The 25438-nt window shown below is 64.5% G+C and carries 28 protein-coding genes; 10 read left to right on the top strand and 18 right to left on the bottom strand.

The genetic code is table 11. The annotated features are described in order from the left end of the window. Positions 1-10: 10 nt before the first annotated feature. Both ACZY1I_RS05435 and ACZY1I_RS05440 read left to right on the top strand, forming a co-directional pair. Positions 11-1087: an NAD(P)H-dependent amine dehydrogenase family protein gene (locus ACZY1I_RS05435; RefSeq protein ID WP_463753221.1), complete on the top strand. Its 1077-nt coding sequence runs from the start codon at positions 11-13 to the stop codon at positions 1085-1087. 77 nt (positions 1088-1164) lie between these two features. Beyond that, entirely contained in the window at positions 1165-2100 is a 936-nt protein-coding gene (locus tag ACZY1I_RS05440; protein WP_463753222.1) for a TIGR03619 family F420-dependent LLM class oxidoreductase, read from the top strand. Here the strand turns inward: ACZY1I_RS05440 and ACZY1I_RS05445 are convergent. The 4 genes from ACZY1I_RS05445 to ACZY1I_RS05460 are packed head-to-tail and all read right to left on the bottom strand — an operon-like array spanning position 2090 to position 6499. Next, positions 2090-3172 carry an NAD(P)H-dependent amine dehydrogenase family protein gene (locus ACZY1I_RS05445; protein ID WP_463753223.1) on the bottom strand — a complete coding sequence of 361 codons (1083 nt, stop codon included), beginning with the start codon at positions 3170-3172 and terminating at the stop codon, positions 2090-2092. The two genes, ACZY1I_RS05440 and ACZY1I_RS05445, sit on opposite strands and share 11 nt — an antisense overlap. A gap of 25 nt (positions 3173-3197) precedes the next feature. Next, the gene (locus tag ACZY1I_RS05450) at positions 3198-3833 is read right to left on the bottom strand and encodes a DUF732 domain-containing protein (protein ID WP_463753224.1); all 636 of its coding nucleotides are present in this window, start codon (positions 3831-3833) and stop codon (positions 3198-3200) included. A gap of 28 nt (positions 3834-3861) precedes the next feature. Continuing rightward, entirely contained in the window at positions 3862-5580 is a 1719-nt protein-coding gene (locus ACZY1I_RS05455) for a patatin-like phospholipase family protein (RefSeq protein WP_463753225.1), read from the bottom strand. Positions 5581-5611: 31 nt separating this feature from the next. Beyond that, complete coding sequence (locus ACZY1I_RS05460) at positions 5612-6499, bottom strand: Rv3090 family protease (protein WP_463753226.1); 888 nt, start codon at positions 6497-6499, stop codon at positions 5612-5614. Positions 6500-6581: 82 nt separating this feature from the next. On the opposite strand from ACZY1I_RS05460, the gene ACZY1I_RS05465 reads away from it, so the two are divergent. Then, positions 6582-7076: a pyridoxamine 5'-phosphate oxidase family protein gene (locus ACZY1I_RS05465; protein WP_463753227.1), complete on the top strand. Its 495-nt coding sequence runs from the start codon at positions 6582-6584 to the stop codon at positions 7074-7076. Positions 7077-7329: 253 nt separating this feature from the next. After that, positions 7330-7725 carry a DUF4267 domain-containing protein gene (locus ACZY1I_RS05470; RefSeq protein ID WP_463753228.1) on the top strand — a complete coding sequence of 132 codons (396 nt, stop codon included), beginning with the start codon at positions 7330-7332 and terminating at the stop codon, positions 7723-7725. 12 nt (positions 7726-7737) lie between these two features. Here ACZY1I_RS05470 and ACZY1I_RS05475 read toward each other — a convergent pair whose 3' ends face one another. The 4 genes from ACZY1I_RS05475 to ACZY1I_RS05490 all read right to left on the bottom strand — a co-directional run bounded on the left by ACZY1I_RS05475 (position 7738) and on the right by ACZY1I_RS05490 (position 11662). Beyond that, positions 7738-8157 (bottom strand): PPOX class F420-dependent oxidoreductase, encoded by a 420-nt coding sequence (locus tag ACZY1I_RS05475; protein ID WP_463753229.1) that lies wholly within the window; start codon positions 8155-8157, stop codon positions 7738-7740. Positions 8158-8330: 173 nt separating this feature from the next. Next, positions 8331-9581: an HNH endonuclease signature motif containing protein gene (locus tag ACZY1I_RS05480; RefSeq protein ID WP_463753230.1), complete on the bottom strand. Its 1251-nt coding sequence runs from the start codon at positions 9579-9581 to the stop codon at positions 8331-8333. Positions 9582-9616: 35 nt separating this feature from the next. Then, complete coding sequence (locus ACZY1I_RS05485; RefSeq protein WP_463753231.1) at positions 9617-10816, bottom strand: cytochrome P450; 1200 nt, start codon at positions 10814-10816, stop codon at positions 9617-9619. Between the two features lie 12 nt (positions 10817-10828). Continuing rightward, positions 10829-11662: a mycofactocin-coupled SDR family oxidoreductase gene (locus ACZY1I_RS05490; protein WP_463753232.1), complete on the bottom strand. Its 834-nt coding sequence runs from the start codon at positions 11660-11662 to the stop codon at positions 10829-10831. A gap of 80 nt (positions 11663-11742) precedes the next feature. Here ACZY1I_RS05490 and ACZY1I_RS05495 point away from each other — a divergent pair, with 80 nt between their 5' ends. Beyond that, positions 11743-12330: a TetR/AcrR family transcriptional regulator gene (locus ACZY1I_RS05495; RefSeq protein ID WP_463753233.1), complete on the top strand. Its 588-nt coding sequence runs from the start codon at positions 11743-11745 to the stop codon at positions 12328-12330. On the opposite strand, the gene ACZY1I_RS05500 is transcribed toward ACZY1I_RS05495, so the two are convergent. From ACZY1I_RS05500 to ACZY1I_RS05510, 3 genes are all read right to left on the bottom strand, one after another. Then, on the bottom strand, positions 12311-12739 hold the full coding sequence (locus ACZY1I_RS05500) for a nitroreductase family deazaflavin-dependent oxidoreductase (RefSeq protein WP_463753525.1): 429 nt from the start codon (positions 12737-12739) through the stop codon (positions 12311-12313). The genes ACZY1I_RS05495 and ACZY1I_RS05500 overlap by 20 nt on opposite strands. A 75-nt stretch (positions 12740-12814) precedes the next feature. Further along, positions 12815-13273, bottom strand: coding sequence for a VOC family protein (locus ACZY1I_RS05505; protein WP_463753234.1), 459 nt, complete (start codon positions 13271-13273; stop codon positions 12815-12817). Further along, positions 13270-14499: an alkyl sulfatase dimerization domain-containing protein gene (locus ACZY1I_RS05510; protein WP_463753235.1), complete on the bottom strand. Its 1230-nt coding sequence runs from the start codon at positions 14497-14499 to the stop codon at positions 13270-13272. The genes ACZY1I_RS05505 and ACZY1I_RS05510 overlap by 4 nt, the downstream gene beginning before the upstream one ends. Positions 14500-14585: 86 nt before the next feature. Here ACZY1I_RS05510 and ACZY1I_RS05515 point away from each other — a divergent pair, with 86 nt between their 5' ends. After that, positions 14586-15395 (top strand): sulfotransferase, encoded by an 810-nt coding sequence (locus ACZY1I_RS05515; RefSeq protein WP_463753236.1) that lies wholly within the window; start codon positions 14586-14588, stop codon positions 15393-15395. Positions 15396-15419: 24 nt separating this feature from the next. Here the strand turns inward: ACZY1I_RS05515 and ACZY1I_RS05520 are convergent, their stop codons facing one another. After that, positions 15420-16061: a TetR/AcrR family transcriptional regulator gene (locus ACZY1I_RS05520; RefSeq protein WP_463753237.1), complete on the bottom strand. Its 642-nt coding sequence runs from the start codon at positions 16059-16061 to the stop codon at positions 15420-15422. Between the two features lie 85 nt (positions 16062-16146). Continuing rightward, positions 16147-16380 carry a hypothetical protein gene (locus tag ACZY1I_RS05525; protein WP_463753238.1) on the bottom strand — a complete coding sequence of 78 codons (234 nt, stop codon included), beginning with the start codon at positions 16378-16380 and terminating at the stop codon, positions 16147-16149. Positions 16381-16694: 314 nt separating this feature from the next. Here ACZY1I_RS05525 and ACZY1I_RS05530 point away from each other — a divergent pair, with 314 nt between their 5' ends. Continuing rightward, on the top strand, positions 16695-17153 hold the full coding sequence (locus ACZY1I_RS05530) for a DUF5994 family protein (protein WP_463753239.1): 459 nt from the start codon (positions 16695-16697) through the stop codon (positions 17151-17153). Here ACZY1I_RS05530 and ACZY1I_RS05535 read toward each other — a convergent pair. The 4 genes from ACZY1I_RS05535 to ACZY1I_RS05550 form a co-directional block, all read right to left on the bottom strand. Then, complete coding sequence (locus ACZY1I_RS05535; protein WP_463753240.1) at positions 17146-18621, bottom strand: flavin-containing monooxygenase; 1476 nt, start codon at positions 18619-18621, stop codon at positions 17146-17148. The genes ACZY1I_RS05530 and ACZY1I_RS05535 overlap by 8 nt on opposite strands. Before the next feature lie 36 nt (positions 18622-18657). Next, positions 18658-20466: a sulfatase-like hydrolase/transferase gene (locus ACZY1I_RS05540; protein WP_463753241.1), complete on the bottom strand. Its 1809-nt coding sequence runs from the start codon at positions 20464-20466 to the stop codon at positions 18658-18660. Continuing rightward, positions 20459-20908 (bottom strand): SRPBCC family protein, encoded by a 450-nt coding sequence (locus ACZY1I_RS05545; protein ID WP_463753242.1) that lies wholly within the window; start codon positions 20906-20908, stop codon positions 20459-20461. Before ACZY1I_RS05545 ends, ACZY1I_RS05540 begins: the two co-directional genes overlap by 8 nt. Positions 20909-20970: 62 nt before the next feature. Next, positions 20971-21948 carry a polyprenyl synthetase family protein gene (locus ACZY1I_RS05550; RefSeq protein ID WP_463753243.1) on the bottom strand — a complete coding sequence of 326 codons (978 nt, stop codon included), beginning with the start codon at positions 21946-21948 and terminating at the stop codon, positions 20971-20973. A 273-nt stretch (positions 21949-22221) separates the two neighbouring features. Between ACZY1I_RS05550 and ACZY1I_RS05555 the strand changes: the two genes are divergently transcribed. From ACZY1I_RS05555 to ACZY1I_RS05565, 3 genes are read left to right on the top strand one after another with little or no spacing between them, the layout of a single operon-like run. After that, positions 22222-23139: an HpcH/HpaI aldolase/citrate lyase family protein gene (locus tag ACZY1I_RS05555; RefSeq protein ID WP_463753244.1), complete on the top strand. Its 918-nt coding sequence runs from the start codon at positions 22222-22224 to the stop codon at positions 23137-23139. Continuing rightward, positions 23136-23507, top strand: a complete 372-nt coding sequence (locus ACZY1I_RS05560; protein ID WP_463753526.1) for a DUF488 domain-containing protein — start codon at positions 23136-23138, stop codon at positions 23505-23507. Before ACZY1I_RS05555 ends, ACZY1I_RS05560 begins: the two co-directional genes overlap by 4 nt. 12 nt (positions 23508-23519) lie before the next feature. Next, positions 23520-24389: a TIGR03619 family F420-dependent LLM class oxidoreductase gene (locus ACZY1I_RS05565; RefSeq protein WP_463753245.1), complete on the top strand. Its 870-nt coding sequence runs from the start codon at positions 23520-23522 to the stop codon at positions 24387-24389. Here ACZY1I_RS05565 and ACZY1I_RS05570 read toward each other — a convergent pair. After that, complete coding sequence (locus ACZY1I_RS05570; RefSeq protein WP_463753527.1) at positions 24379-25395, bottom strand: phosphotransferase; 1017 nt, start codon at positions 25393-25395, stop codon at positions 24379-24381. The genes ACZY1I_RS05565 and ACZY1I_RS05570 overlap by 11 nt on opposite strands. Positions 25396-25438 lie beyond the last annotated feature (43 nt).

Below are 25438 nucleotides of genomic sequence, written 5' to 3' on the forward strand. Positions count from 1 at the left end.
GGCGGCCCGAATGCGCAGGGTGATCCAGTTTTCGACGGGCAACGTAGGGCGACATTCGTTGCGAGCCATCATCGGACGGCCCGATCTCGAGCTGGTCGGCGTTCACGCGTCGAGTCCGGACAAGGTCGGCAGAGATGCCGCCGAGCTGTGCGGGCTGGTCGAGCCCACCGGCGTCGTCGCCACTGACGACCTGGAAGCCTTGGTCGCGCTCGGAGCCGACTGCGTGGTCTATACGGCGCTGGGTGAGACACGGCCGATGGAGGTCATCGGTCAGATAACCAGATTCCTCGCGGCCGGCACCAATGTGGTTGGCACCTCGATGGTCTGGCTTGCGACACCGCGCCAGGCCGATGAGTGGCTGCGAGACCCGCTGCAACGGGCGTGCGAGGCCGGGAACACGTCGCTGTATGTAAATGGCATCGACCCAGGCTTTTCCGGCGACACACTGGTCTATTCAGCGTGCAGCCTAGCTACCCGTATCTCCTCGATCACCGTCCAGGAGATATTTGACTACGCAAACTACGATGACTACGAATTCACCGGCACATCAATGGGTTTCGGGATGAAACCAGATGATGATCCACCCATGCTTTTCCTGCCCGGTGTCGTAGTGGCCATGTTTGGCGGCGCGGTACGAAATTTGGCAGACCACCTCGGTATCACGCTCGACGAGGTGCGCCAACGTGATGAACGTTGGTACACAACGGAACCGATCGACTGCATCATGACCAAAGTGGAACCGGGCGGAATGGCCGCGGTCCGGTTCGCCGCCGAGGGCATCGTCGACGGGCAGCCAGTGATCACCCTGGAGCACATCACGCGGCTCACGAACGCCGCGGCACCCGATTGGCCCTTTCCGCCCGACGGCCAGGCCGGGGTGCACCGGGTGGTTGCCGAGGGAGAACCTCGGATAGAGATCAACACACACGTCTCGCATCCGCTGTTCGACACAACAGACGCCGGCTGTATCTCTACGGCCGCCCGGGTGATGAATGTCATCGACTGGGTTTGCCGTGCGCCCGCGGGATTGATTGCTGCCGATGAGATTCCGGCTGCGGAGACGCTCCGCGGCCTGATGTGGCGTTGACTGAATCAGTCGGCGCAGGCAGGCTCCCGCCGGGGGAGTGCAACGTTGCGGCGCGCCCCTCCGTAGGCTCGGAGACCATGACCGAGCGCCCGGGACTCTCGCTGTATCTCCGCACATTCAGCAACGAACCGAATCAGGACTGGGGCACGACCCTGGACACCGCCCGCGCCATGGACGCGGCCGGCGTCGACCGCGTGGTGGTGTCCGACCACGTCGTCTTCGGCGAGAATCTGGACGCGTACGCGGACCCGTCGGCCGGCGGCACCGCCGGTGGTCGACAGCCGACCGGTCCCGACGGGGAATGGCTGGAACCACTGATCCTGTTGACAGCGGTCGCCGCCACCACCACTCGCGTCCGGCTCAGTACCGGCGTCCTACTCGCGGCGTTGCGACGGCCCGCGGTGCTCGCCAAACAACTGGCGACCCTCGATGTGCTGTCCGGGGGCCGGGTCGACCTCGGTGTCGGAATCGGTTGGCAGCGGGAGGAATACGATGCCGTCGGGCTCCGATTCGACCGCCGGGGACGGCTGCTGGACCATACGCTCGAGGTCTGCCAGACGCTGTGGACGCAGCAGCGTGCCGAATACAACTCGCGCGAGTTGACCTTCGACGGCATCCACCAGATGCCGAAACCGGTGCAACCGGGCGGTGTGCCCATCTGGGTCAGCGGAACGGTCAATCCGGCAGTGGCTCAACGGCTGGGTCGGTTCGGGAAACGCTGGATTCCGTGGGGCCCGGCGATCGGCGACCTCAAGGGCGCCGTACCCGCCATGAAGCAGGCGATCGCCGAATCCGGCGGCGACCCGAGTGACCTACAGGTTCAAGGCTCGGCGGTTTTGAAGAAGGGATCGGATCGGTCGATCGACGTGCACGCCTCGGTTGCCGGGGTGCCACAGATGCTGGCGGACGGGGCTACCGACATTCGCTTCTCGGGATCGCTGCCCGACGACGCCGAACAGGCCCGGGAGTTGTTGGAGGACTTGGTCGCTGCGTTTCGGAGAGTTACGGACTGACCAGGACGTCGCGGGGCGCGGTGAGCGGCAGGTCAAGCGAAGTCGCGATACCGGCCGGTGCGGCAACGACGTACGGGATCGCGTTGACGACACGCATGGCGGTGGCCTCCATGCCGGCGTCACTGGCGTCGGAATGCGTGTCGGCAACCCCGAGTCGCAAGTCGCAGTTGATCTGCGGTTCGCCGTCGATGATGACGCGGTAGGTTCCGTTCGGCGCGCTGGCCCACTCCGGTGCCAGGTCCGGGGCCATTCGGTTGACGTGCTCGATGGTGATCACCGCACGGCCGTCGACCATGCCATGGGTCTCGGCCCGGATCGCACCACACGTGCCGGCCTCGATGATGCCGCACGCCACCACCAATTCCCTTGGTGTGGCGACGCGTTCGTAGTTCTCGGTCACGTCGTCCAGGGTGATGTCCAGGGCGCGGGCGACCATGCCGACCGGCGGGCCCCAAGCGAATTTCTGGGCTCCGTTCAACGAGAGCAGCGGCGTGTAGTCCATCGGCATGCCGAAGCCCATCACGTCGAACATCATGTGCTTGTTCGGATAATCCGAATAGTCGAAAATCTCTTGGGCACGAATAGATTTGATGTTGTTCGACAGGGTGGAGAGCAGGATTGCGAGTTGGTCGCCGGCGAAACCCGGCTCGATGCCCGATGTGTCCGCGGTAACGCCGCCCGACAGGGCTGCGGCACGAACCTTGCTGGCCAGCCGGGGAATCCAGTAGTCCGGAAACATCATGCCCGGCGTATTGGTGCTGACGATATTGATGCCGGCCTCGAGGAACCGGACATAGTCCCGGACGGCCGCAGCATCCAATTCCGGCCCTGCGGCGGTATATACGACGCAGTCCGGTTTCAACCCGATGATCTCGTCGAGGTCTGCGGTGGTGGTCACCCCGAGCTGCCCGAGCCCGACCAGTTCGCCGGCGTCGCGGCCGGTCTTCTCGGGGCTGTGCACCCAGACGCCCACCAGCTCGTAATTGGCTCGACGGGCGATCGCGCGCAGCGCGTGTGCGCCGACCCCACCGGTAGAGATGACCGCCACCCGTAATGGAGTGTCAACCGACATCACGGCTCCTCTTGTCGAATGTGCCTTAAGTCGCGGCGACGAGCTTGTTGTACTGCGGGCAGTAGGCGCGCACGGAGATGGCGACGAAGTCGGCGGCGTGGGCGCTGAACGCGGGACTGCTGGACTGGAACTGCACGACGATCTGTTGCACCGTCATCCCCACCCCGAGGTTCTGACACACCGTCTTGCCGTTGAAGACCGCGTCCTTGGGATTGGCGAACTCGATGCCCTTGTCGTTCAGGGCTGCGATGTAGCGACTGTCCTGGTCTGGGGTGGAGGAGACGGTCGTGGTGGCAGCCGCTGCCGACGTCGTCACCGGGGCGGCCGTGGTCGACGGTGCTGTAGCGGTCTGATCAGAAGACTTGTCGTTGTGCATTATCCAACCGGCCACCACGATCACCGCCGCCAGTGCGAGACAGACCAGCAACAACGCGGCTGCCCTGGTCCACGCGGTGGTCCAGGTCTGGTCGCTCTCTGCGGGTTCGCTTGACCCGTCCTGGTTGTCGGGCACGCCGCGGGCGTTGTCGGCGGGCAGCTGCGCTACGTCCGGGACGTCGTTACCGCGAGACCATGCCAGATTTACGGATTCGGTGTTCGCGGAGTTGGGCACCGCGGTTGTCTCGCCGTAGTGGCTGTCGGCGGGCCCGCCCGGGTCGGACATTAGGTCATGGTAGACCGCGGACGCGGCCTCAAGTCAGGTGCCGGTTACGCCAGCGGGAGAGGCGACCGGTGGGTGCCTGGATCGCCGCCATCACCGAACTCATCGACGACGCCACCGACTTGGGTTCCTCCCGCTCCGAGGCGGGTGCCGCGGGCGCGTCGCCCTCCCACCAGGTCGGTTCCAGCAACGCCGAAGTCACCGGAATGGCCTTGTCGACGCTTGCCTGTCCCCACCTGCACGCACGGTCGATCGCGCCGGTCGACGGAGCCAGGTTGATCGGCGACAACGTCGGCTCGAAGCGGACCAGATGGTCGGCGTAGGGCAGATTGCGCATCATCTGCAACTGGATCGCTTGCAGTATCGGTGCCAGCCACATGTGGCGCGAATCCCATTGGGGATGGAAGCAATCGAAGGCCAGATAGCAGGCGTTGCGGGTGCCGAGCTTACCGTCGCGGACGCGTTTCCAGGCCAGTTCTACGGGGACATTGCTGGCTGCGCCGCCGTCGACGAGCGCCGCGATGTCGCGGTCCGCGAGCAAGTCGTCGAGGAGGGGGATCATCCGGGGCGCGTTCGTTTCGTGGTGCAGCACCCCCGGGATCGCAGACGAGAACGACGCCGCGTCGAGCACGTCGAAGTCCAGCGCCGGATCGTCGCCAGTGACGACGATCGGCTTGACGACGCGCAAGTCGATGAACGCCGAGACCTGCCACATGCGAGCAGCTACCAGCGGACCAATTCCTATGGGGCGGAACGGAAGTGACCGCAGTTGCAGCGCTGCCAGCTCAGGTCGTCGGAAGCGCGACGGCAATGCCGAATACGGTTGCCTGCGCACACCGGCAAGGACGACGTCGAAGGGCACCGCGAGGTCGGACATGCGCATCCGCTCGCCGTCTTCGCGACTGAGCAGGGCCTCGGCGAACTCGTCAAAGCGCAGCGCGAACAGGCCGGCCATGCCGTGCCGTCGACTGAATTTCTCAGGGCCGAGGATGGCCCGGTAGGACACCGTCTTGGCCCAGTCCACATACTCCTCGATCGGCACCGGAAGTTCGCGGGCCACCAGGCTGCCCATGATCGACCCGAAAGACGAGCCGATCATGTAATCGGGCGTCTGGCCGGCTTCCAGCAGACGTTGGATGCCGCCGATATAGACGAAGCCCGCGCCCCCGCCGCCGCCAAGGACGGTGACGAGTTTCTTGTAGCCGACTTCGGCGTCGAGTTCGGCTGGTGAGAAATCGTTGCGGTGGCGTTCGACGAGTACTTGGCGCTGATCGTCCTGGTCGTCGCTCAGGCCGGCCAGCACGTCCCGTGTCGACGTCAACGCCTTGATCGGATCCGCTACCTCGCGCAGCGGCCCGAACAGCGCGTCGACTACCCGGGACCGCCACGGCCCGACTTCGGCGCCCACCGCGACGTCTCCGCGTCCGCGGCTGCCACCCGGACCTGCCGCGCCGGGCTCGAAGTCGGCGAGCCGGGCGAAGTTGAGGACATAGCGCAGTTTTCGCAGTTCCTCGGCGCTCAGAACGTCCGGGTGGGCCAGATGGTTACGGACTAGTCGGTTTTCCATCTTCTGCAGCAGCAGGGCCGGTTCGGCCGACGGCAGGTCGACGGTGTCGAGGGCCGCGGCGGTGGCTTTGGTTTCGTCGTCCTCGAGATCTTCGAGGCTGGGCATCAGGTCAAAGGCGGGTGCGTTTCGGCCTCGACGGGGCACGAAGCGGTCGCGCAACGTGCCGACGAACGGAATGTCCATGAGGCACTACCCTCTCATCACTCCGTCTTGCCTAGTGTCCGGGGACGGGAACGGTAGGCAACGCAGCGGTGCCCGGCCAGCAACCCAGCGGGCTGATGCCTTTATTGATAGCGGCAGTAATGCAGTTTTGCACCACGACGTTGGGGTCATTGCTGATCGAGCGGGACAGGATCTCGTTTGCTTTGGCCTGGGCTTCGGCGGTCCGCTGCGACTCGATCGCGATCGAGGTCTGCGCCCGCTGCTGATTGAGCTGGTTGATCTTGTCTTCGGTGCCCTGGTCGTACTGAATGGTCGGCACGTTGACATCGAAGATGTCCACCTGGCCGCCGACGTCCTGGCGGAGAATGTCGGCAGCCTTCTTTGCCAGCGCCGGCAGCGGCGACACTTCCAGGTTGCGTGGGTCCAGCGGGTTGAACGCGGCGAACACCTCGTTCAGCGCGACCGACAGATTTCGCTCGATGAGATTGACGCGCACGTTGTCGAACGTCTTGTACTGCTGGAACAGCTCGGGTGCGGCGGGCTGTTTGAGTTGCCAGCGAATGCTGACATCGGCCCACGCGGTGGATTGGTTGCCCAGTCGCACCATGATCCGCTCGTCATGGCTGCCCTCTTTGACGTACTTGTCGATCTGCACCGCGCCGTCCATTTGGTGGGTCATCTGCCAGGGCCACTTGCCGTGGAAGCCGTTGTTCAGACTCACGCCCGTCGGTCGGCCGAACGTGGTCACGATCGCTATCTGGCGGGTCCCGACGACGGTGAAGCAACCGAGGAAGAAGCACAGCGCGGCTACCGTCAGCGCGACGAACGTCACCCGTTTCCCGCGGGCCCGCCCTCTGTCGCTACCGGCGAATTTCCAGAGCACGGCCGCGACCCCGCCGGCGATCAACCCCAAGACGAACAGCACGATCTGCCACGTCATCCCCGGACTCCTTCTCCCGTGTTTCCTTAGCCCTTACATGATGTAGGTGAAACGCGACGTAAATCAGCAGGAGGCATCAACGATGGCCCGAATATCATCTGACCTTCGGTTGTCGAAGTCTGAGTTGGACGAGCTGATGACGACGGCGTGGAACATGCGCATCGCCACGGTGGGGCCGGGGCAGCGGATCAACGTCACCCCGTTGTGGTTCGGCTGGGCGGGCGGGCGGGTGTACTCCTTCTGCCGTGGGCAGAAGGTCGCCAACTTGCGGCGCAATCCCGCGTGCACCGTCTTGGTCGATCGCAACGAGCGTTACCCGGAGCTGATGGGTGTGATGTTCCAGGGCCTGGCGACCGTGCTGGAAGACGCCGAGCAGGAAACGGCGGATCCGCATCTGGAAGAGGTGCGCTGGCAAATGGGGGCCAAATACGCTGGCGGACATGGGGAACCGCATAGTGAGGGGCCGGTGCGCTACCCGCAGACGGCCGCCGGGCGCTCGGCGCGTTGGGTGGTTTTCGAACCGGAGCAGCTGGTCAGTTGGGACAACCACAAGTTGCCCACACTGAAGGCTCGTTGATACGAGCCATCGACACTAGGCCGCACGGTCGCGACCCGCTGCGCCCGGCTTCGCCGGCCTTGCGATCGCGACTAGATCCGATGGTCGCGACCCGCTGCGCCCGGCTTCGCCGGCCTTGCGATCGCGACTAGATCCAATGGTCGCGACCCGCTGCGCCCGGCTTCGCCGGCCTTGCGATCGCGACTAGATCCGATGGTCGCGACCCGCTGCGCCCGGCTTCGCCGGCCTTGCGATCGCGACTAGGCTCCCGATCATGGCTATCGACCGGGCCGCGCTCATCGCCGGCAGCATCAGATTCGCTTCGGGTGTTTCGTTCCTCGTCGACCCCATAAGTGCCAACAAGCTCTGGGGCGATCCCGATGACCAGACGGCGACGGCGCAATTGCTGTTGCGGTCGATGGGCTACCGCGACGCGTTGATCGGTGGCTTGCTCGCGGTCGCCGGCCTACGGGGCAAGAACACCCGCGGGTGGTTCCTGGCGTCGGGCGGTGCGGACGCGGCCGACCTGCTCGGTGGACTCAGCGTCCACAACGAGTTGAAGCCCGCGCAGCGGATCATCGGCCTCGGCGGCGCCGGCGTCGGCATCGGCGTTGGACTGTGGGGCGCGTTGCGCCGCAAGCCAAAGCGAGCCGAGGCGTTAGAAGCCTGACGCGCCAGGACCCTAGGTCCAGGGCCCGATGCCGCCGACCTTATCGATGCGGATGCGGGTCAGGAATCCCGGCGGCGCTCCCTCTGGTGGGAACACGTTCGGGTCCGACAGCGTCTGAGCAAGTTCCTTGAGGAGTTCGGGTGCGCCGCCCTCGACGATCCGCGCCGTGCCGGTAATGGCCAGGAAGGGCCGCATCGCCTGGCCCGGGTCCTCAACCGACGCGATCGTCAGCGCGACCCGCGGATCGTTGCGCACGTTGCGAACCTTCTTGTGTTCGGCCAGATGTGCGGTGACGAGTTCATCGCCGTCCGACGTCGACTGCAACGCGACCCAGACCAGGCTCACTTGGGGGCTGCCATCCGGATTGAGGGTGACCAGCGTGGCGTCGGCACCCTTGCCGATGAGTTCTCGTGCGGCGTCGTTGAGCTTCATGCGATGTTCTACCGCGGTGCGGGGCGATTAATTCCCGGTCCCCGCCTACGTTGCGGAAAGCGGTCGAGGCAGTTTCGCTCCGTGCCGGTTCGCGGCGACATTGTGGGCAGCCCGTCGAGTCGTGAATTCCACACTGCGAGTGGTTAATTCATCGATCAACGACGCACCGTCAACTAGTTGTTGGTGGGTGGTGGTTGGGGTTGGAAGGGTGTGTACCACCACCAGTCGGCGCGTTCGCCGATCGGTCCGGGGCAGGGTGGCACGGTGGGTGGGGGTTGGGTGGGTGGGCGGGCCAGTGATCCCGGGTGCAGTGGTCGTCCGTCGTCGTCGGTGACGGTGAGTGCGTTGGCGGGTCCGGTGATGGTGATGCCGCCGCGGTGGTGCAGCCGGTGGTGGTAGGGGCAGAGCAGCACCAGGTTGTGCAGTTCGGTGGGGCCGCCGTTTTCCCAGTGGATGATGTGGTGGGCGTGCAGGCCGCGGGTAGCCCCACATCCGGGAACCGCGCAGCATTGGTCGCGGTGTTCCAGGGCGCGGCGTAGCCGGCGGTTGATCAGCCGGGTGGTGCGCCCGGCTCCGATGACGTCGCCGTCGCGTTCGAACCACACCTCGGCGGTGGCGTCGCAGCTCAGATACTGCCGGTGGGCGTCGGTGAGCAGCGGCCCCAGGTGCAGGGCGGCGAGCTGTTCTTTGATGTCGAGATGCACCACCACGGTGGTGTGCGCGCTGTGCGGGCGGCGCGCCACTTCGGTGTCCCAGCCGGCCTCGATGAGACTCAGGAACGCGTCGATGGTGGCCGGCAGCGGCGGCGCCGTCTCCGAAGGGCCGGTGTTCTCCCGGTCCTGTTTCCACTGCGTGATGAGCGCGTCGCGATGCGCTTGCAGGGCGGCGTCGAATGTCGCGGCGTCGTCGTGGGGCAGTGTGATCCGCCAGGTGGTGGACTGCTCGTCGCTGGTTTTGCTGATCGCACGCAAGGGTTCGGGCCGGGGATCGGCGTCGGGTGGCGGCGGCTCCAAACTGATCGCCTTGCGTAGTTGGCTGACGGTGGCGACCGCAGCCAACTGCGCGTAGTGCTCGTCGGATCCCTGGCCGCCGTGTTGGGCGATGACGCCGACCTGATCCAGCGATAACCGGCCTTCACGCAGACCGGCGGTGCAGCGGGGGAATTCGTCGATGCGATGGGCGATGGTGGCGATGGCGTCGGCGTTGCCTTTGGAGGAGGCGGTCCGCCACGCGACCAACGCCGACACCGACCGGGCACCGGTCATCCCGCACAACCGGCCGTGATCGATCTCAGCGACGATATCCACAATCCGACCATCGATCGCATTACGCTGCCCGGTCAACTCCGAAAGCTCCTCGAACAACTCAGCAAGACGCTCTTTCGGGGTCACCACCACCGCGCCAGAGACTGCGATCGAGGACATAGCCCCAGTGTCTCAAGCTGGTCTGACAACTTTGTCTACACGACGATGCGCAGCCGCTCCCAGCCGCGAACCGTGGAGGTGGGCGACAGTTTGAGGCTGTCGTAGTCGATTCCCCACTCCGGCCAGCGGTTGAGCATTTCGTCTAACGCGACTCGACCTTCCAGTCGCGCCAGATTCGCGCCCAGACAGTAGTGCACGCCCTTGCCGAAAGTGAGGTGCGAGATGTTGTCTCGGTGGATGTTGAAGGTGTCGGGGTCCTTGTAGCGCAATGGGTCTCGATTGGCCGAGCCGAAGAGGAGCAACACCGCGCTGCCAGCGGGCACCGTGCGGCCATAGGCCTCGAAATCGCGGATCGTGTAGCGGGCGACGTGTGGGCCGGTCGGTTCGAAGCGCAGCGTCTCGTCGACCGTACGGTTCAGCAGCGACCGGTCCCGGTCGATTTCCCGGCGCTGGTCGGGATGTTCGGCAAGCACCTTGGCCAGCCAACCGATCAGACGACCGGTTGTTTCGTTCCCGGCGCCGGCGACCACCTGGGTGTAATGCAAAACCTCTTTGCGAGTGAGCTTTCTGGTCACGCCGTTCTCGTCTTCGAACTCGACGTTGAGAAGTGAGGTCATCAGATCGTCGGAGGGATTCTTGGAACGCCACTCAACGTAGTCGGCGTAGATACGGCCATCGGCGATGGCATCGGGGTCGGCCACCTTCATCGGCGTGCCGGGCTTGGTACGCAAATTCGCGTCATTCGCGTCGCGCACGCCGATCTGCTCGTCTTCGGGGATGCCCAGCAGCATGCCGATCACCCGCATCGGCATCATCGACGCAAGTTCGGCGATGATGTCGAATCCGTCGGACCCCACCAGTGGGTCTAGGCACTTGATGCAATAGCGCCGGATCTGGTCTTCGATGGCCGCCATCCGCCGCGGGGTGAAGACCCGCCCCATCACGCCGCGCAGCCTGGTGTGCGTCGGCGGGTCCTCGAACATCATCACCCCGGGCGGCATGTCGAACTTGGACTTGACCAATTCGAGAATGTCACTTCGGCTGTTGGAGAACGTCTCCCAGTCGGACAGCGCCTTCTCGACGTCAGCGTGCCGCGAGATCGCCCAGAAGTCGTAGCGCTCGTTGTAGTAGAGCGGGGCCTCGTCGCGTAGGCGGGCGAAGGTGGGGTAGGGGTCGGCGGTGATGTTGACGTCGTACGGGTCGTAGTAGACGTCCGTTTCGGATGCAATGGTCATTGCGGGTCGTCCTTACTTCAGGCAACTGCCGGCGTCGATGGGTAGTGCAACGCCGGTGATGTAGCGCGCTTCGTCGGAGGCCAGGAAAAGCACCGCATTGCTGATGTCTTCGGCGTTGACCCACGGAATCGGCAGCGTGTGAAAGGTTCTGCAGATCGGAGCCAGGTCGTCGGGCCCGGGCTTTTCGAGGTCGGGCCGAAACAGATGAAATGTCTTCTCGTTGATGAGCAATGGCGTGTTGACGTGCGTCGGGTGCACGGAGTTGACGCGAATGTTCTTGGGGCCTAATTCGACTGCGAATGACCGCATCAGGCCTACCACTCCGTGCTTGGCAGCGTTGTAGTGGCCGGTGTGCGTGTAGGCCTTCAGGCCCGCAACCGAACTGGTCAGCACGATCGACCCACCGCCGGCCGAAAGAAGATGCGGTGCAGCGGCTTTCACCGATTTCCAGACTCCGGTGAGGTTGACGTCGATCATCTGCTGCCAGAGGCTCTCGTCCATCCGGTCCAGCTTGGGAGCGATGGTGCCGATACCGGCGTTGGCGACGACGATGTCCAACCGGCCGAGTTGCTCGACGCCGCTGTCGACGGCGGCTTTGAGCGCGTCGTAGTCGCGCACATCGACTTCGGCGGTGACGATGCGCCGGTCAAGGCCTTTGACGAGATCTGCTGTCTCCGCCAGGTCTTCGGGCGTGGCCGGAGGCGCGGGGGAGTTGTCGAAGGGTTGGCAGATGTCGACGGCGATGATGTCTGCGCCCTCTTGGGCGAGGCGCACAGCGTGACTGCGGCCCTGGCCCCGCGCGGCACCGGTGATGAATGCGACCTTGTCGGCAACTCGGCCCACCATCGGCCCTCCTCATTGAGTAACTCCGTTACAGACGGTACGGTAACCGTGTTACTCGACGACGGCAAGGGGTGGGCACCAAAGTGGCGAGCGCGGAAGTTCTGGCCGGCGATCCGGATCGCCGTCATGACCGAATCCTCGACATCGTTGTGGAGATCTTGGAGACCGACGGCTACGACGCCGTGCAGTTGCGTGAGGTCGCCAAGCGCTCACGGATGTCGCTGGCCACCATCTACAAGCGCTTTCCGACCCGAGACGCGTTGATACTGGCCGCACTCGAGTGCTGGATGGATGAAAACCGCTATGCCGGTCTGGCCACCCAGAGCCATGAACCGGGCGAATCCGTCTACGACGGACTCATGCGGGTATTCCGGACGATTTTCGAGCCGTGGGAACGTCACCCCGACATGTTGCGGGCCTACTACCGTGCGCGATCCGCGCCCGGTGGTCAGCACATGGTGAGTCGCGGACTCGACGCCGTCATACCCGCAACCATGGCGGTGCTTGCCGACGCCGATCCGGAACTCGTCGCGGACCTGCCGCCGATCGTGTCCAACCTTGCGTATGGCCTGGTGGCACGGTTCGCCGCCGGCGAACTGGACATCATCGAGATCCTGCCGACCCTGGAGCGGGCCCTCTACCGCCTGACTTTCAACGTGGGGAAAGGATGATCACCGGAATCTCGCGCTCGGTCCACGACTGATACTTGGCGAAGTCGGCGTACAGGTCCAGCAGCTTCGGCCATAGCCTGGCCCGTTCCTCCGGCGTTGCGACATGCGCCGAAACCTCTATGTTGCGTTGGCCTTTCACGTGTACCCGGGTGTCCGGACCGGCGACCAGGTTGTGGTACCACTGCGGATTCTTGGGCATTCCGCCCTGAGACGCGACGATGACGAAGTCCCGGCCGTCTTCGAGGTACACCAACGGCGTGGTGAATTGCTGGCCGGACTTACGGCCGCGGTGTTCGAGCAGCAGCGTGGGCACTGGCTTGCGGAAGCCGGCGCCGATGCGCCACTTGTTGCCAATGTGCCCATTGGTCAGCTTGAAGACCGCGACGTGCGCCTTCGCCGAGAACTTCATGACCTTGGCGGTGATCGGGGATGTGAGGCCCGATGGCGCCTCTTGGGGCAGTGAAAAATCGGGCACGTTCGACTCCTAGCTGCTATCAGCGCTGGCAAACCAGTATTGGATGAAGGGCTCCATCGCTCTGCTCACCAACTCGATGCGTGGACCGGTGGTTCCCTTGCAGTAGGCCCACAGTAGCGTCCCTGATCCGTCCGGGTTGAACGACTTCACCTCCCACCGCATGCCGGTGTCCACCAGTGCCGCGACGTCACCCTCGACGTCGTCGGACCAATAGCCCAGGTGATGGATGCCCGAATCTGCGGGGACCCACAGGGTTCCTGGTGCCGTCTGAATGATCTCGAGCCTCGGCCCGGAACCCGAGTAGGCCATCCGCATCGGAATGGTGATCTCGCCCTGTGGTGTCTGTGCCACTTGCTCGACCTCGACCACATCCGTCCACCGGTAGCCGGCCACCTCGGTGAGCCAGCCCAACGTTTCGTCGAAGTCGTCGACGACGATCCCGGTGTGGTAAAGGTCTTCGGCCTTCATTCAGTCTCCTTGGCGGTCTTGGCACTTTTGAGGTCCTGTTCGAGCCACTGCACCTCGCTGAAGTTCTCCCGCTTCGACGCGGCCAGAAGTTGCTCTAGCGCAGTCGATTTCACGCGTAAAGCCGCTGCATCACCCGGGGATTCGCCAAGCGTGATATCGAGCAGATGTAGCGCCTGCAATGGCCGGCCCTGCTCGGCATGCTCTTGGGCCCGCTCGACGAGAGGGCCAGTGCCGCCGGCCAGCTCGACAAGGTCTGACCAAATCACCGCGGGCGGAACGTCGTACAGCTCGGTCGTCGATTCATAGCGGAACCAGCCGACGTGCTCCTCCCAAATCGCCCGCACGATCCACGGCACCTTGCCGTGGACCTGGGGGAGTGCGAGCTGGGTGGGCAGCGTGATGTCGCGCATCAGCGTCCACAGGTCGGCGCCGGCGTTCATGCCGTCGATGGTGCGGTCGCGTAGGTACGCCGTGGCGTCGCGCACCTTGGTCAAGGTCTCGCCGATGAAGGCGGCACCGCGAAAAGCCTGGTGGCCGTTGATCAAAACCTTCGGCTGCAGCGCGATCACCCGGTCGACCGAATGAATGAAAGCCATCGCGCTGCGAATCTTGTCCCCGCGCAACGTATACAGGTTCGGCACGTGGCCGAAGAACGGGCCCAGCATGTTGCCGACGAAAACGGTGTCGCACTCGGGCAGCCAGACGACCAGCGCGTCGGTGGTCTCGCCGCCGGGGGTGGAGTACAGCGCGAAGCGCCTTCCGCCCAGTTCGAATTCATGGCTGTCGATGAATCGGGTGGTGAGTACCGGTTCCGGCGGTAGCTCCATCCCCACCGCGTCCACGTCCATGAACGCGCCCCACAGAGTCATGATGCGGCGTGCATAGAACGGATGCAGGTTGCGCCAGTACTCGCGGACGTCGGGGTGATTCGCTTGCGCGATCGTCTCGACACCGGCGGTGTTGAACAGGTCCCAGCCGCCGACGTGATCGGGGTGGCCCTGGGTGAAGGTGATGACCCGTAACCGGCCGTGTGCGACACCGTCGAAGCGGGCCTTGATCGCGGGGGCTTCGAAGTCGGTACCGGTGTTGATCAGAACGTCGCCGTCGGGCGTCGTCACCAGATAGCTGCTGGCGATGTTCTTCGACATGAAGATGCCCTCGCCCAGGTCGACGGCATCTTGGTCGCCCTCGCCCTGCTTGACGAGCGCATCCAGCGATTGCGCCACGGTCGCCTCCCGATCGTCCTCGCCCGGCGGTACGAATTGAAAACCAACCTAACATTTGTTCTCTACGGTCGTATAGCCTCTGTTGCATGACGGTCGATGACCTGGTTGCCAAAGCGTGCGAGCGCGCCGGCCTAGACGACTTCGGCGGCGACACCTGGCGCGACGGCCTTGCTCTGCTGGTATCCAGTGTCGAGTCGGCCCCCGGAGTCAACGCGGGTGGGCGCGACTACGTCTACGGCCAGTTCGTGGACGCGCTGTGGAACAGGTTGCGCGTCGTCGAATACCGCAAGCAGCATCCCGAGGTCACAGCGGAGCGCATCGATCGCCCGCTGGTGGTGCTTGGCTTGCCGAGGACCGGTACATCGCTGGCCAGCTATCTGCTTGACCAAGACCTCCGGCGCCGCTCGCTGTTGACCTGGGAAGCCGAGAACACGATCCCGCCATCGTCACCCGGAACGCTGCGGACTGATCCGCGATGCCTGCAGAAGAAAGATGAATTGGCAGTACTGGCAGCAGGATTGAAGGCTGCAAGCATCCCGATGGTTCATTGGGACGAGGCGGATGGCCCCACCGAATGCACCTTTGTGCAAAACCAGGATTTCAAGGCTTATCTCTGGGAGGCGTTCATGCCGACCAGCGCCATATCCGGTGCCTGCGCAGAGCCTATGGCGATCGAACCGATCACTGCGCTGCTCAAGGAACTCACCATCCGCTTCTCGGTCTGCTACCGGCCTGACGAATTTCGCTCTGTGATAGCCGCTTTCAGCGATCGCGACATCGATCCGATGCCCGTGATCGGTCCGAAACTGGGACTGGGGCGGATCGGCGAGGCCTTCGATCTCGTCCGCAATGCTGGCGCGCACGGACGTGTGTTGGTGGTTCCGGGCCTGGACTAGTTGCGGGGCAATGGGATTCGGTGCTCAGCCCGCGCCGCGTATCCGGGCGTGCTCGGCGGCGACTCCGGCGATCACGGCATGCAGGTACGACTCGAGTTGCTGTGCGGTATCCAGCCCGGCCAGGCCGTTGGACAAGCGGAAAAGGAATCCCGCGAGGAACGTGACGACAGCAAATGCTTGTTCCTTGATCAATTCGGGGTCCGGTGGCACGTCGACCGGTTGCGCCTGCGCCACGGCTTCTTCGCTGATCTCGACGAACTGGTCCATCAGCTTCTGAAAAACAGTGCCCAACTCGGGATCGTGTGCGGCGATCATGAACAGCTCGAAACGCGCACGGGCACGGGCACGTTCGGGTGGGACCGCGGTGCGCATGGCCTGTTCTGCGAGTCGTGAGAGCAGCGTCTCGGCTCGATGATCGCCGGACTCGCGCGCTGCCGTCGTGGCTGCGCTGAAATCCTCGATGTCGAGTTGGACCACCCGGTCAGTAGTCGCGCGCAACAGGGAGGAGCGAGTCTGGAAGTAGAACGACGTCGTACCGTCAGCAAATCCGGCGCGCCGGTCGACGCGCAGATGAGTCAGACCCCGCGCGCCGCCCTCGGCCAACAACTCGATCGCGGCATCGCACAGTTCGCGCCGCCGCTGCTCACCATCGGGCTTTCGTCTCATCGTCGTGACGCAGTCTATTCGCGCACAGAAAGGCGAGACCGCCCGAACGTGCGGTCTCGCGTATCAGGACCAGGATGAAGGCAGGTTATGCCGCCCGGGCGAACCTGCGGACCAAGTCGTCTTCTTTGAACGTGCTCGAGTAGTCCCGACCACGGGCGTCGCGGCCGAAGAACGTCCAGCGCTTCCCGCCCGTCTGCGGTCCGCTGATCATTTTCACTATGTAGGGCAGATGATCAGCGTCCACCGTACCGATGGTGTCACCTACCCGAATCTCCGACGGATGTATTTCGGGGGCTTCCCGCCAGTCCTGTGTGGCCATTTCGTCCATTCTCGTCTACGTGGTGCGCTTTTATCTACCAACCGCGGAATATTTTCGAACTCGCCCTGCAAGCCCTGGCGGTCTCAGTGGCTAGTGGGGTGGCGTAAAGTGATCTCCGAGCCGTTTCGTTGTCAGCGGTGGGCTGTGGTGGGTCGGCTGCGGTCCACACCCTTGGGCAATGCGATTCCTCCGTCGTCCCGCGACCGCGGGCGATTGATGTCGACCGTGTAAGGAACAGCCCTCGTGAACCGATTACGCGTGACATCTGCGGCACTCGCCGCAGGCTTGGCATTGGCTACCCACTTCGACTCCCAATGAATCATGCGCTCGTCGGGCGACGCCGTGCCGCTCCCATCAGGCTGAGCCTGACCGATGAACTCGGCCAGGACATCGATGGGGCTTGGTGGCCGCGCACCGATCGGATCAGCAGCGAATTGCCCGAACTCGTAGCGGCTCTCAATGCTCGACTCGGTCAGGTATCCGACATCTCCGTCAACTGGCCGGCATTGCAGCGACCCCCGGACCTGAACTGGCAGGGCTGGCAGCAAAGACATCAGCACGTCATCACCGTCAACGGCGGGTCGGCCCGTGCCAACCTGCTGGTCATCCCGTATGCGACCAACAACACCCTTGCCCTGATGGTGTTGCGTCGCGCAGCCAATCTGCCCGTTCAAGATGCGCACTGCGACACCGCGCCATTTCATACCGCCGGTTCGATCGTGTACGCAGCAAGGCAACAACGCGCGGGTGAACGCGCCGGCGAGGTCATTTAGCGGTCGCTTCCGTCAGCGACCAGTAGCTCCGTTCGCGTGCCGTCAGGTCATTCGACGTGATGGCACCGAATGCGGCGGCTTCCCGGGCAAACCGGATTGGCGCGTCGGGCAAGGCGTCTGGACCCTCGAGCCGAAAACAGCTTGGCGCCAGCGGACCGAACAGTAGTGCGCGGCGCAGCTGCGGCCAGTTATCCAGCCGAGGCTCAACGCCGGCGGCGCGGGCGAAGGTCAAGGCCGCCAAATTCATTCGAGTCTTCCGCAGCGCGCGGTAGGCACTGATCGACAACCGCTGATCCGCCTCGCTCGGCACCGGCACCGTTCCGCCCCACGTGTAGGCGATCCAGCGCGCCTGAAGTTCAAGCGGCACAAAGTATCCGCCGGACTGATCCCACATGCCCAGGAAGGCCAGCCCGGGCAGGTCTGGGTGGAACGTATAGCGGTCGGCGTCGAGATATGTTGCGTCCGGGCAGGCGATCCTGCGGATGTCCGCACTCAAATACGGCAGGTTCAGTTCGAATCCGGTGCCGAACACGATGCCGTCGAAGTCTTCGGTGTGCCCGTCGGCGAAGGTTACGGCTGTTTGCGCGACGGATCTCAGCCACGGTCGCACAGAGATTCGGCCTTGGGCGATAAGGGGCAGGTACCCCTGGTTGAGAGTGACTCCGGCGGTGAAGAACGACGGGTCCGGTGCCGGCGCGCCGTATTGTTCGGGGCTGCCGCCGGCCTCGACGACGATTTCCTTCAGTTGGCGCTCAACCTCGGCGGGCGGCAGGGTCTCGCTCGCCAAGGTTGCGTATCGCGTGAACATCCGGTGATCGGATGGCACTTCAGCGGCGAACCTCGGCAGCACATATCGTTGCCGGCGCTGGGTGACCACCACCCGCGCCGCGCCCAGTCGGGCAAGTTCCGACGCGATTTCCAGCGCGCTGACTGCGCAGCCTGCGACGAGAACTCGCTTGCCGATATACGGCGCCGGTCCCCGGTACTGATATGTGGAGAGCGCACCGGCGGATCCGTTGAAGCTGTTCATGCCCGCGATGGCAGGAATAGCGGGAGCGTGAAACCTGCCGGTAGCCAACACAACTCGTCCGAAACGCTCCTCGGCACCGGAGTGGCTTAAGACCCACTGGGTTTCATCGCGCCGCAGATGCGTGATCTGGGTGTTCAACCGTATTCGCGACGTGAGGCCAAAGAGGTCGGCATATCGCCGTAGGTAGCCGAGAATGTCGCGGTTCGACGGGTACACCTCGACGTCGGCCGATTCGAGGTCGCTGAATGCCGTGAGTACTCGACTGCTGTTCGTGCGCATCGACGGCCAGACGCCGCTGCTGCCGGGTAGGCCCGTCCACTGCCCACCCAACATCGGGCCCTTTTCGAAGATGGTCGGCTCGAATCCCTGCGACAGGAGCCATCGCGCCGCAACAAGTCCGCCGGGTCCGGCCCCGATCACGGCCACCGTGCTGGTCATCGTGACACTACAACCCTGACGGCTCGACGTGTGGGCCTAAATAAAACGCCCCAGCACCCGGCGCACCAGACCTTCGGACTCGCCGGTGGGAGGCTGCCGGTTTACGTACGGCCACGGCTGATTACGCTCGGGCACCGCGTCGGTTCTGGCCTGCTTGAGTTGCATCCGCAAATGCTGGCGCAGCTCGTGCAGTTTGGGGTCGCTCCACCGGTTGTCGGCTTCGATGGAATCGTCGGTCAGGTCGTAGAGCTCCCACTGGTCGTCGATCGGATCGGAACGATAGGCCTCGCCGCCAATTCCGTTGGCGGCCAAGTGGCGAACGCCGGGTTCGGTCCAGGTCGCCGGGTCATCGAAGGTGCGGACCAACTTCCACAGGTGCCCAGCGCCGCCGCGTGCCTCGTCGTCGGTGACCTGCACGACCAGGCCTTCGAAGTTTGATGCCACGTGCGCAGGCAGCTTGATGCGAAGCGGCGCAGGCGGATTCACCGTTTGACCGAGCTGTCGGGACAGTGCCGAAGCGCCGGTGTCACCTTCGAGGACGTTGTCGCGCGTCATCAGGTACACCGCGCGACCCGCATCGGCGGACGCCCCGTCCACGATGGGCATCAGGTCCTGGCCGGGCAGCGGATGCACCTCGGAGAACGACTCGGCGAGGCTGGCGGCGACTTCTTCAACGTCGACACCGGCGGCGCCGAGCAGCGTCGGCACCAGATCCACATGTGACGTCGGTGCAGACACAGTGCGCGCCTCGGTGGCGTCGGCACCAATCCGGGCGATCACAAACGGCACCCGGGTGGCTTCGTCGTACAGGTTGAACCACTTCTGGTGCAGGCCACCGTGCGCCCCGAGCAACTCGCCGTGGTCGGAGGTTCGCACCAGCACGGCGTTGTCGGATCCGCCATCGGTGACCGCGCGGCGCACCCGGTCGATCGGTGTATCGACCTCGGCGTGCAGGCGGAAGTACAGATCTCGGTATTCCTGCAAGTTGCGTTTGTAGCTGCGGCTCACTGCCGGGTAAGGACCGTATGCCGAGTAGTACGCCTCGCGAAAGGCTATCTGCGCGGCGGGCTTCGACGACAGATCCTCATCGGCGGTGGGGGCCGGCGGCACGTGGGGCGGGTCCAGGGGAGATGCCTGCAGCGGGCTGCGTCGCACCCACGCGGGGAACAGCACGATGTCATGCGGGTTGACAAAGCTGGCCACCAACAAGAACGGGCGCAGCGCCGCGGCGTCGCCGGCCCGCCGGCGGGCGTAGCGGTCTTCCAGCCAGGCCACCACTCGGTCGGCGATCAGCGGGTCGCGACGGTAACCGCTGTTGGCGTTGCCCGCCCCATGCGGTTCGGGGCCCACCCAGCCGGAGAAGCCGAACGGAGCGAGTCGGTCGGCGTCCAGGTAGCGCTGCACCGCGTCGTGGTCGACGACGCCGTCGTCGTCATTGGTGGCCAGCGACCCACCAGTGTTCGGGTCTTCAAGGTCGGCGTGCGAGATGTGCCACTTACCGTCGTAGTGTGTGTCGTATCCGGCCGCCCGGAACCAGTTGCCCAGGGTGGGCACCTCTCCGGCGCGCAGCCAGCGCAGCCGCGAGTCGTCGTAGCGCTTGCCGAGGCCGTCGGTCTGGGTGACGCCGTGCAGGTCCGGATACTGGCCGGTGAAGATCGTCGGCCGACTCGGCACGCAGGCCAGCGACCCGGTGTAGTGCCGGTTGAAATTCACTCCGTGCTCATCAAACCAGCGGCGCCCGGGCAGGGTCTTCTGCCGCCAGGCGAGCAGTTCGTCCGACTCGTAGGGCGTGATCGCACGCTCCTCGTCGGTCATCACAATGACAATGTCGGGGCGATCAGACATGTGTGTTCTCCATTCGTCGCGCGAGCCCGTCGAGCAGTGAATCGGATTGCCTGGCGATGAGACGCACCAGTACTTGCTCCGCCAGACGAGCCGGCGGGCGCGTCCCCATCTTCAACGTGCTGGTTAACGTCACCAACGTCGTCTTACCCTCCGGACGCAGTGTCCAGCTGTTGGCGAGTTTTCCCAGCCGGGTGGGTAAGCCCTCGATGTCGTAAGTCAGCGTCGTCGGCGCGTCGAACTCGGTGATGCGCTCAACCAGCGTGTTTTGTCCCATCTGCACGCGGCGGGTGGTGCCGATCGCCTCGCCGTCGGGACCGTGGTTGAGCACGCACGAGTGGTTCACGCCGTCGGCCCAGGAACTCAGTGCGCCGAAGTCTGCGAGGGCATCCCAGATTGCCTGCGGTGGCGCCGCGATGGTCCGGCGCCGACTGATGTCTGCCACCCCGACATCCAACCACTAGGTAGCCCGTGTAGGCGACGCTCATTTCGCACTGGGCGCGTCGATCAGCGCGACGCCCGAGTCGTCATCAACTCAGCCAGTGCACGCAGATCGTCGGCGGCGGCCGGATCCGGCTGTGCGGCGTCGAGGGCGTCGAGCGCGAGGTGCCGATGACGCAGCGCCTCAGCCTCTGTCCACGCTCGACCGCCTGCATCCTCGATCAGTTCGGCGGCGTGCTCGAGTGCGCGATCATCGAGAACTTCGCCACTTCGCAGCAGCGCCGCCAACTTGTCACCCGCCGGTGTTCCCGACGACAACGCCGCCACCATCGGCAAGGACTTTTTCTTCGACTTGAGATCGGTATAAACCGGCTTTCCGGTTGCCGATGCGGAGCCCCAAATCCCGAGGATGTCATCCACTAGCTGAAATGCGAGCCCGATGTGCCGACCGAATTCGCTGTAGAGGTCGGCAGTCGGGATGTCGGCACAAGCTGAGAGAGCGCCCAACTTACATGCCGCACCAATTAGTGCACCAGTCTTCTGCTGCGCCATCCGCAAGCACTCGGGCAGCCAGACTCCCATCCGACTTTCGAAGGTCAGATCTGCGGACCTGCCGGCGCACAATTCCTGCACCGCATTCCGCAATGTTGCTCCCGCCGGCCCGTCACCGACCAAATCCAGCGCCGACACCAACAGCGTGTCACCGGTGAGTAGCGCCATCGGAACCCCGTAGGCCACCCACGCGGCCGGGCGATGCCGCCGAGTGACGTCGCCATGCACGATGTCGTAGTGCAGCAACGAAAAATCGTGTATGAGTTCCACCGCGACCGCGGCTGGAATTGCGCTGACTGTCGACCCTCCCGCGGCGCGTGCGCAGGTAATGGTGAGAGCCGGCCGAATTGCCTGTCCGTGGCGCGCCGAACTTTCGCCGCCATTGGTCTCCCACCAACCCATATGAAATCCGGCGCAGTGGCGTACCTCGGTGGGAACGGTGTCGAGCACAGCACGCTGCTTCGGTTCGATGAGCAGGCGAATCTCTGTCAATAAGGCGCCGACGCGGGAGTTGCAAGCAGGCGCGCGAGACGACTGCGCTGTCTCCGGCATTGGCGCCCCCTCGTCATTAGTGCACCGTAATTTACAACAGCGTCAGAAAATAAGCGAAGAAAATGGGGCCATTCATATGTAATGTCCTGAAATTAGACGGATGCCAAATAAAAGCACGCTTGGTCGTGGGTAGCACCGGTGGACGCGCGCCCTCCGCTCGCCGCTACGGTCTAGGGGAAAACGGGCTCAACGAACAGGCGGCAAACCACCCACATGTATGACCAAGCCAACTACGACGCGACGGATCCCGCCGACATCGGCTCACGCATCGATCCGGTCCTGGCCCGGAGCTGGCTGCTGGTCAACGGCACGCACGCCGATCGCTTCGAGGCTGCGGCGCATTCTCGTGCCGACATCGTGGTCTTCGACATCGAGGACGCAGTCGCGCCCAAAGACAAGGTCAGTGCCCGTGACAATGTGGTGCGGTGGCTCACGGCCGAGAACAACGACTGGGTCCGGATCAACGGCTTCGGCACCCCGTGGTGGGCCGATGACATCGCACAGTTGGCCGACACGCCCATAGGTGGGGTGATGCTGGCCATGGTCGAATCGGTGGACCACGTCACCGAAACCGCCAAGCGACTGCCGAACGTGCCGATCGTGGCGTTGGTGGAAACGGCCCGCGGGTTGGAACGAATCACCGAAATCGCCGCGGCCAAGGGCACCTTCCGGCTTGCCTTCGGCATCGGCGACTTCCGTCGTGATACCGGATTCGGCGACGAACCGACCACGCTGGCTTACGCGCGGTCCCGGTTCACCATTGCGGCCAAGGCGGCCGGCCTGGCCAGTGCGATCGACGGCCCGACCATCGGCTCCAACCCGCTGAAGCTGATCGAGGCGACGGCCGTCTCCGTCGAGTTCGGGATGACCGGCAAAATCTGTCTGTCGCCCGACCAGTGTGCCGTGGTGAACGAGGGGCTGTCGCCGTCTCAAGACGAAATCGGCTGGGCGAAGGAGTTCTTCGCTGAGTTCGAACGCGACGGGGGAGAGATCCGCAATGGGTCGGACCTGCCGCGTATTGCCAGGGCCACCAAGATCCTCGATCTTGCTCGCTCCTACGGCATCGTCCCGTCGGAATTCGAGGATGACCAGGGACACTCGCCGGCTCCGTCGGACACGTATCACTACTGATACGAGAGATCGTGACTCGGGTTCGGACGGCACGGATCTACGACGAAGTCTGCCCCGAGGACGGCCAACGCGTGCTGATCGATCGGATCTGGCCGCGCGGAATTCGTAAGGACGACCCGCGGGTGGGCATCTGGGACAAGGATGTCGCGCCGTCCAAAGAGTTGCGCGAGTGGTACCACCACCAGCCGGAGAAGTTCGACGAATTCGCGACGCGTTATGCGGCCGAGTTGGACGGCAGCCCGGCACTGCAGGAGTTGCGCAAGTTGGCCGGCCAAGGCGTCGTCACCTTGGTCACCGCGAGCCGGGATCTGCAAGACAGCCACGCAACCGTCCTCGCCGAGCTTCTGCGCGGCCGTTCAAACGCGTGAGACGATGCTGCGATGCAACTGGGATTGCATGCGTTGGGTATCGGATCCGGCGCAGACCGGTCGGTAATCGACGCCGTCGCGTCCGCCGCGGACGCCGCGGGATTCGCCACGCTGTGGGCGGGCGAACACGTGGTGATGGTGGACAGCTCGCAGTCGCAGTACCCGTATTCGGACGATGGTGTCATTGCCGTTCCCGCGCAAGCGGATTGGCTGGACCCGATGCTCGCGCTGGCTTTCGCGGCTGCGGCCTCGTCCCGGATCAGGATTGCGACGGGAGTGCTGCTGCTGCCTGAGCACAACCCGGTGATCGCCGCGAAGCAGGCGGCCAGCCTGGACAAGCTGAGCAATGGCAGGCTCACGCTCGGCGTCGGGGTCGGATGGTCCCGCGAGGAGTTCGAGGCGCTCGGTGTGCCATTCGAGCGGCGGGCGGCGCGCACGGCCGAATACGTCGCAGCGATGCGGGCGCTGTGGCGTGACGACATCGCTTCATTCGCAGGGGAATTCGTCGGTTTCGATGGAATTCGAGTCAACCCCAAGCCATTTCGCGAGCGTCGCATTCCTGTTGTGGTCGGTGGCAACAGCGACGCCGCTCTGCGGCGGGTCACCGCCTGGGGAGACGGCTGGTACGGGTTCAGTCTCGACGGAATCGCCGCGGTCCGCGATCGGGTCGGCAAGCTCGCAAAATTTTGCGCCGAGGCGGGGCGTGACCGCACGGAACTTCGGTTGGCGGTGGCGCTGGCCAGTGCGGGCGTCGACGACGTAGGCCTTCTCGAAGAACTCGGTATCGACGAACTGGTGTTGGTCGAGTCCCCACCCGACAGTGCCGACGAAGTTCCCGACTGGATCTCGGCGCTGGCAGGGAAATGGGCGGTTACCCGCTGATTTCGACCAGTGCCTCGGCCGTCTCCAGGTCGGCGTAGGCGGCCGAATAGCGTTGTGCCAGTGCGATAGCGATGTCGGGGCGTTGCCACAATTCGCTGGCGCTGGCCGTACACAACCAGATGGCGAGCCCGTGTGCCACCGAGGCCCGGTAGCGCAGCCAGATCTCGTCGATACTGGGCAGTTCGCCGGCGGGCAGCCCCAGCGATCCGCGGTATTCGTCGAGTAGCTCGCGTTCGCTGCGTCGGCGATCTTCGACGGTCAGTGCGCCCTGCAGAAAGTAGCCCAGATCCAGCGACCAGTTGCCGCGGCGGGCAACCTGCCAGTCCAGAAAGCCGAGTTCGCCATCGGGCAACAGATAGGTATTGCCGATGTGCGGGTCGCCGTGCAGCAAAGTCTGCGTCGATGTGGTGAGGGTGCGGATGTACGGTTTCCAGATCGATTCGATCAACCGGTCGGCGTTCAAAGCCAACACTTCGGCAGGTGCGTCATCGCCGAGACGCCCGAGCGCCTCGTGCAATGGTGCGTATTGCATTCCCTCCCAAGGGAGAAAGGGTTCGAGCCAACCGAGGCCTGGCTCTCGCAGCGTGCGGTCGCCCCAGTACTTGCCGTGCAGCCGGCCCAGTCCGCGGACGCCGCTGGCGGCCTGCTCGACTGATAGCGGCCGGGTGGCATCCCGCGGGTCGGCCCCGCGTGCGGTGAGGTCCTCCATGATCATCACGAAGTCGTAGTCGTCTTCATCGATCGACGCGGTGTAGACGATCGGGTGCTCCAGCGGCAACTCCACACCGCAGGTGAACAGTCGGGGTTCGTGAAACATGCCGCTGGTCATCCGGATCATCTCTTTGTGCGCGGGATCGGCGGCCTTGGCGAACACCGTCGCCGGGCCGCTGCCGGCGGAATAGCCGACTCGAAGGCGGGCGCGCCGGTTGGTTCCGTCGTCGCGTCCCGCGACAGTGACGGCACTGACGGTGGCACCGGGGTGCCGGTCGGACAGGGCCGCCGTCATCCACTCGGGACTGATGTCCTCCCACGTTTTGGGCACCGACAAG

The sequence above is a fragment of the Mycobacterium sp. IDUB_37 genome, assembly GCF_055419245.1.

Coding starts and splice junctions, on each gene's coding strand:
- ACZY1I_RS05435 (WP_463753221.1), top strand. CDS start 11: ATGCGCAGGGTGATCCAGTTTTCGACGGGCAACGTAGGGCGACATTCG.
- ACZY1I_RS05440 (WP_463753222.1), top strand. CDS start 1,165: ATGACCGAGCGCCCGGGACTCTCGCTGTATCTCCGCACATTCAGCAAC.
- ACZY1I_RS05445 (WP_463753223.1), bottom strand. CDS start 3,172: ATGTCGGTTGACACTCCATTACGGGTGGCGGTCATCTCTACCGGTGGG.
- ACZY1I_RS05450 (WP_463753224.1), bottom strand. CDS start 3,833: ATGTCCGACCCGGGCGGGCCCGCCGACAGCCACTACGGCGAGACAACC.
- ACZY1I_RS05455 (WP_463753225.1), bottom strand. CDS start 5,580: ATGGACATTCCGTTCGTCGGCACGTTGCGCGACCGCTTCGTGCCCCGT.
- ACZY1I_RS05460 (WP_463753226.1), bottom strand. CDS start 6,499: ATGACGTGGCAGATCGTGCTGTTCGTCTTGGGGTTGATCGCCGGCGGG.
- ACZY1I_RS05465 (WP_463753227.1), top strand. CDS start 6,582: ATGGCCCGAATATCATCTGACCTTCGGTTGTCGAAGTCTGAGTTGGAC.
- ACZY1I_RS05470 (WP_463753228.1), top strand. CDS start 7,330: ATGGCTATCGACCGGGCCGCGCTCATCGCCGGCAGCATCAGATTCGCT.
- ACZY1I_RS05475 (WP_463753229.1), bottom strand. CDS start 8,157: ATGAAGCTCAACGACGCCGCACGAGAACTCATCGGCAAGGGTGCCGAC.
- ACZY1I_RS05480 (WP_463753230.1), bottom strand. CDS start 9,581: ATGTCCTCGATCGCAGTCTCTGGCGCGGTGGTGGTGACCCCGAAAGAG.
- ACZY1I_RS05485 (WP_463753231.1), bottom strand. CDS start 10,816: ATGACCATTGCATCCGAAACGGACGTCTACTACGACCCGTACGACGTC.
- ACZY1I_RS05490 (WP_463753232.1), bottom strand. CDS start 11,662: ATGGTGGGCCGAGTTGCCGACAAGGTCGCATTCATCACCGGTGCCGCG.
- ACZY1I_RS05500 (WP_463753525.1), bottom strand. CDS start 12,739: ATGAAGTTCTCGGCGAAGGCGCACGTCGCGGTCTTCAAGCTGACCAAT.
- ACZY1I_RS05505 (WP_463753234.1), bottom strand. CDS start 13,273: ATGAAGGCCGAAGACCTTTACCACACCGGGATCGTCGTCGACGACTTC.
- ACZY1I_RS05515 (WP_463753236.1), top strand. CDS start 14,586: ATGACGGTCGATGACCTGGTTGCCAAAGCGTGCGAGCGCGCCGGCCTA.
- ACZY1I_RS05520 (WP_463753237.1), bottom strand. CDS start 16,061: ATGAGACGAAAGCCCGATGGTGAGCAGCGGCGGCGCGAACTGTGCGAT.
- ACZY1I_RS05525 (WP_463753238.1), bottom strand. CDS start 16,380: ATGGCCACACAGGACTGGCGGGAAGCCCCCGAAATACATCCGTCGGAG.
- ACZY1I_RS05530 (WP_463753239.1), top strand. CDS start 16,695: ATGAATCATGCGCTCGTCGGGCGACGCCGTGCCGCTCCCATCAGGCTG.
- ACZY1I_RS05535 (WP_463753240.1), bottom strand. CDS start 18,621: ATGACCAGCACGGTGGCCGTGATCGGGGCCGGACCCGGCGGACTTGTT.
- ACZY1I_RS05540 (WP_463753241.1), bottom strand. CDS start 20,466: ATGTCTGATCGCCCCGACATTGTCATTGTGATGACCGACGAGGAGCGT.
- ACZY1I_RS05555 (WP_463753244.1), top strand. CDS start 22,222: ATGTATGACCAAGCCAACTACGACGCGACGGATCCCGCCGACATCGGC.
- ACZY1I_RS05565 (WP_463753245.1), top strand. CDS start 23,520: ATGCAACTGGGATTGCATGCGTTGGGTATCGGATCCGGCGCAGACCGG.
- ACZY1I_RS05570 (WP_463753527.1), bottom strand. CDS start 25,395: ATGACGGCGGCCCTGTCCGACCGGCACCCCGGTGCCACCGTCAGTGCC.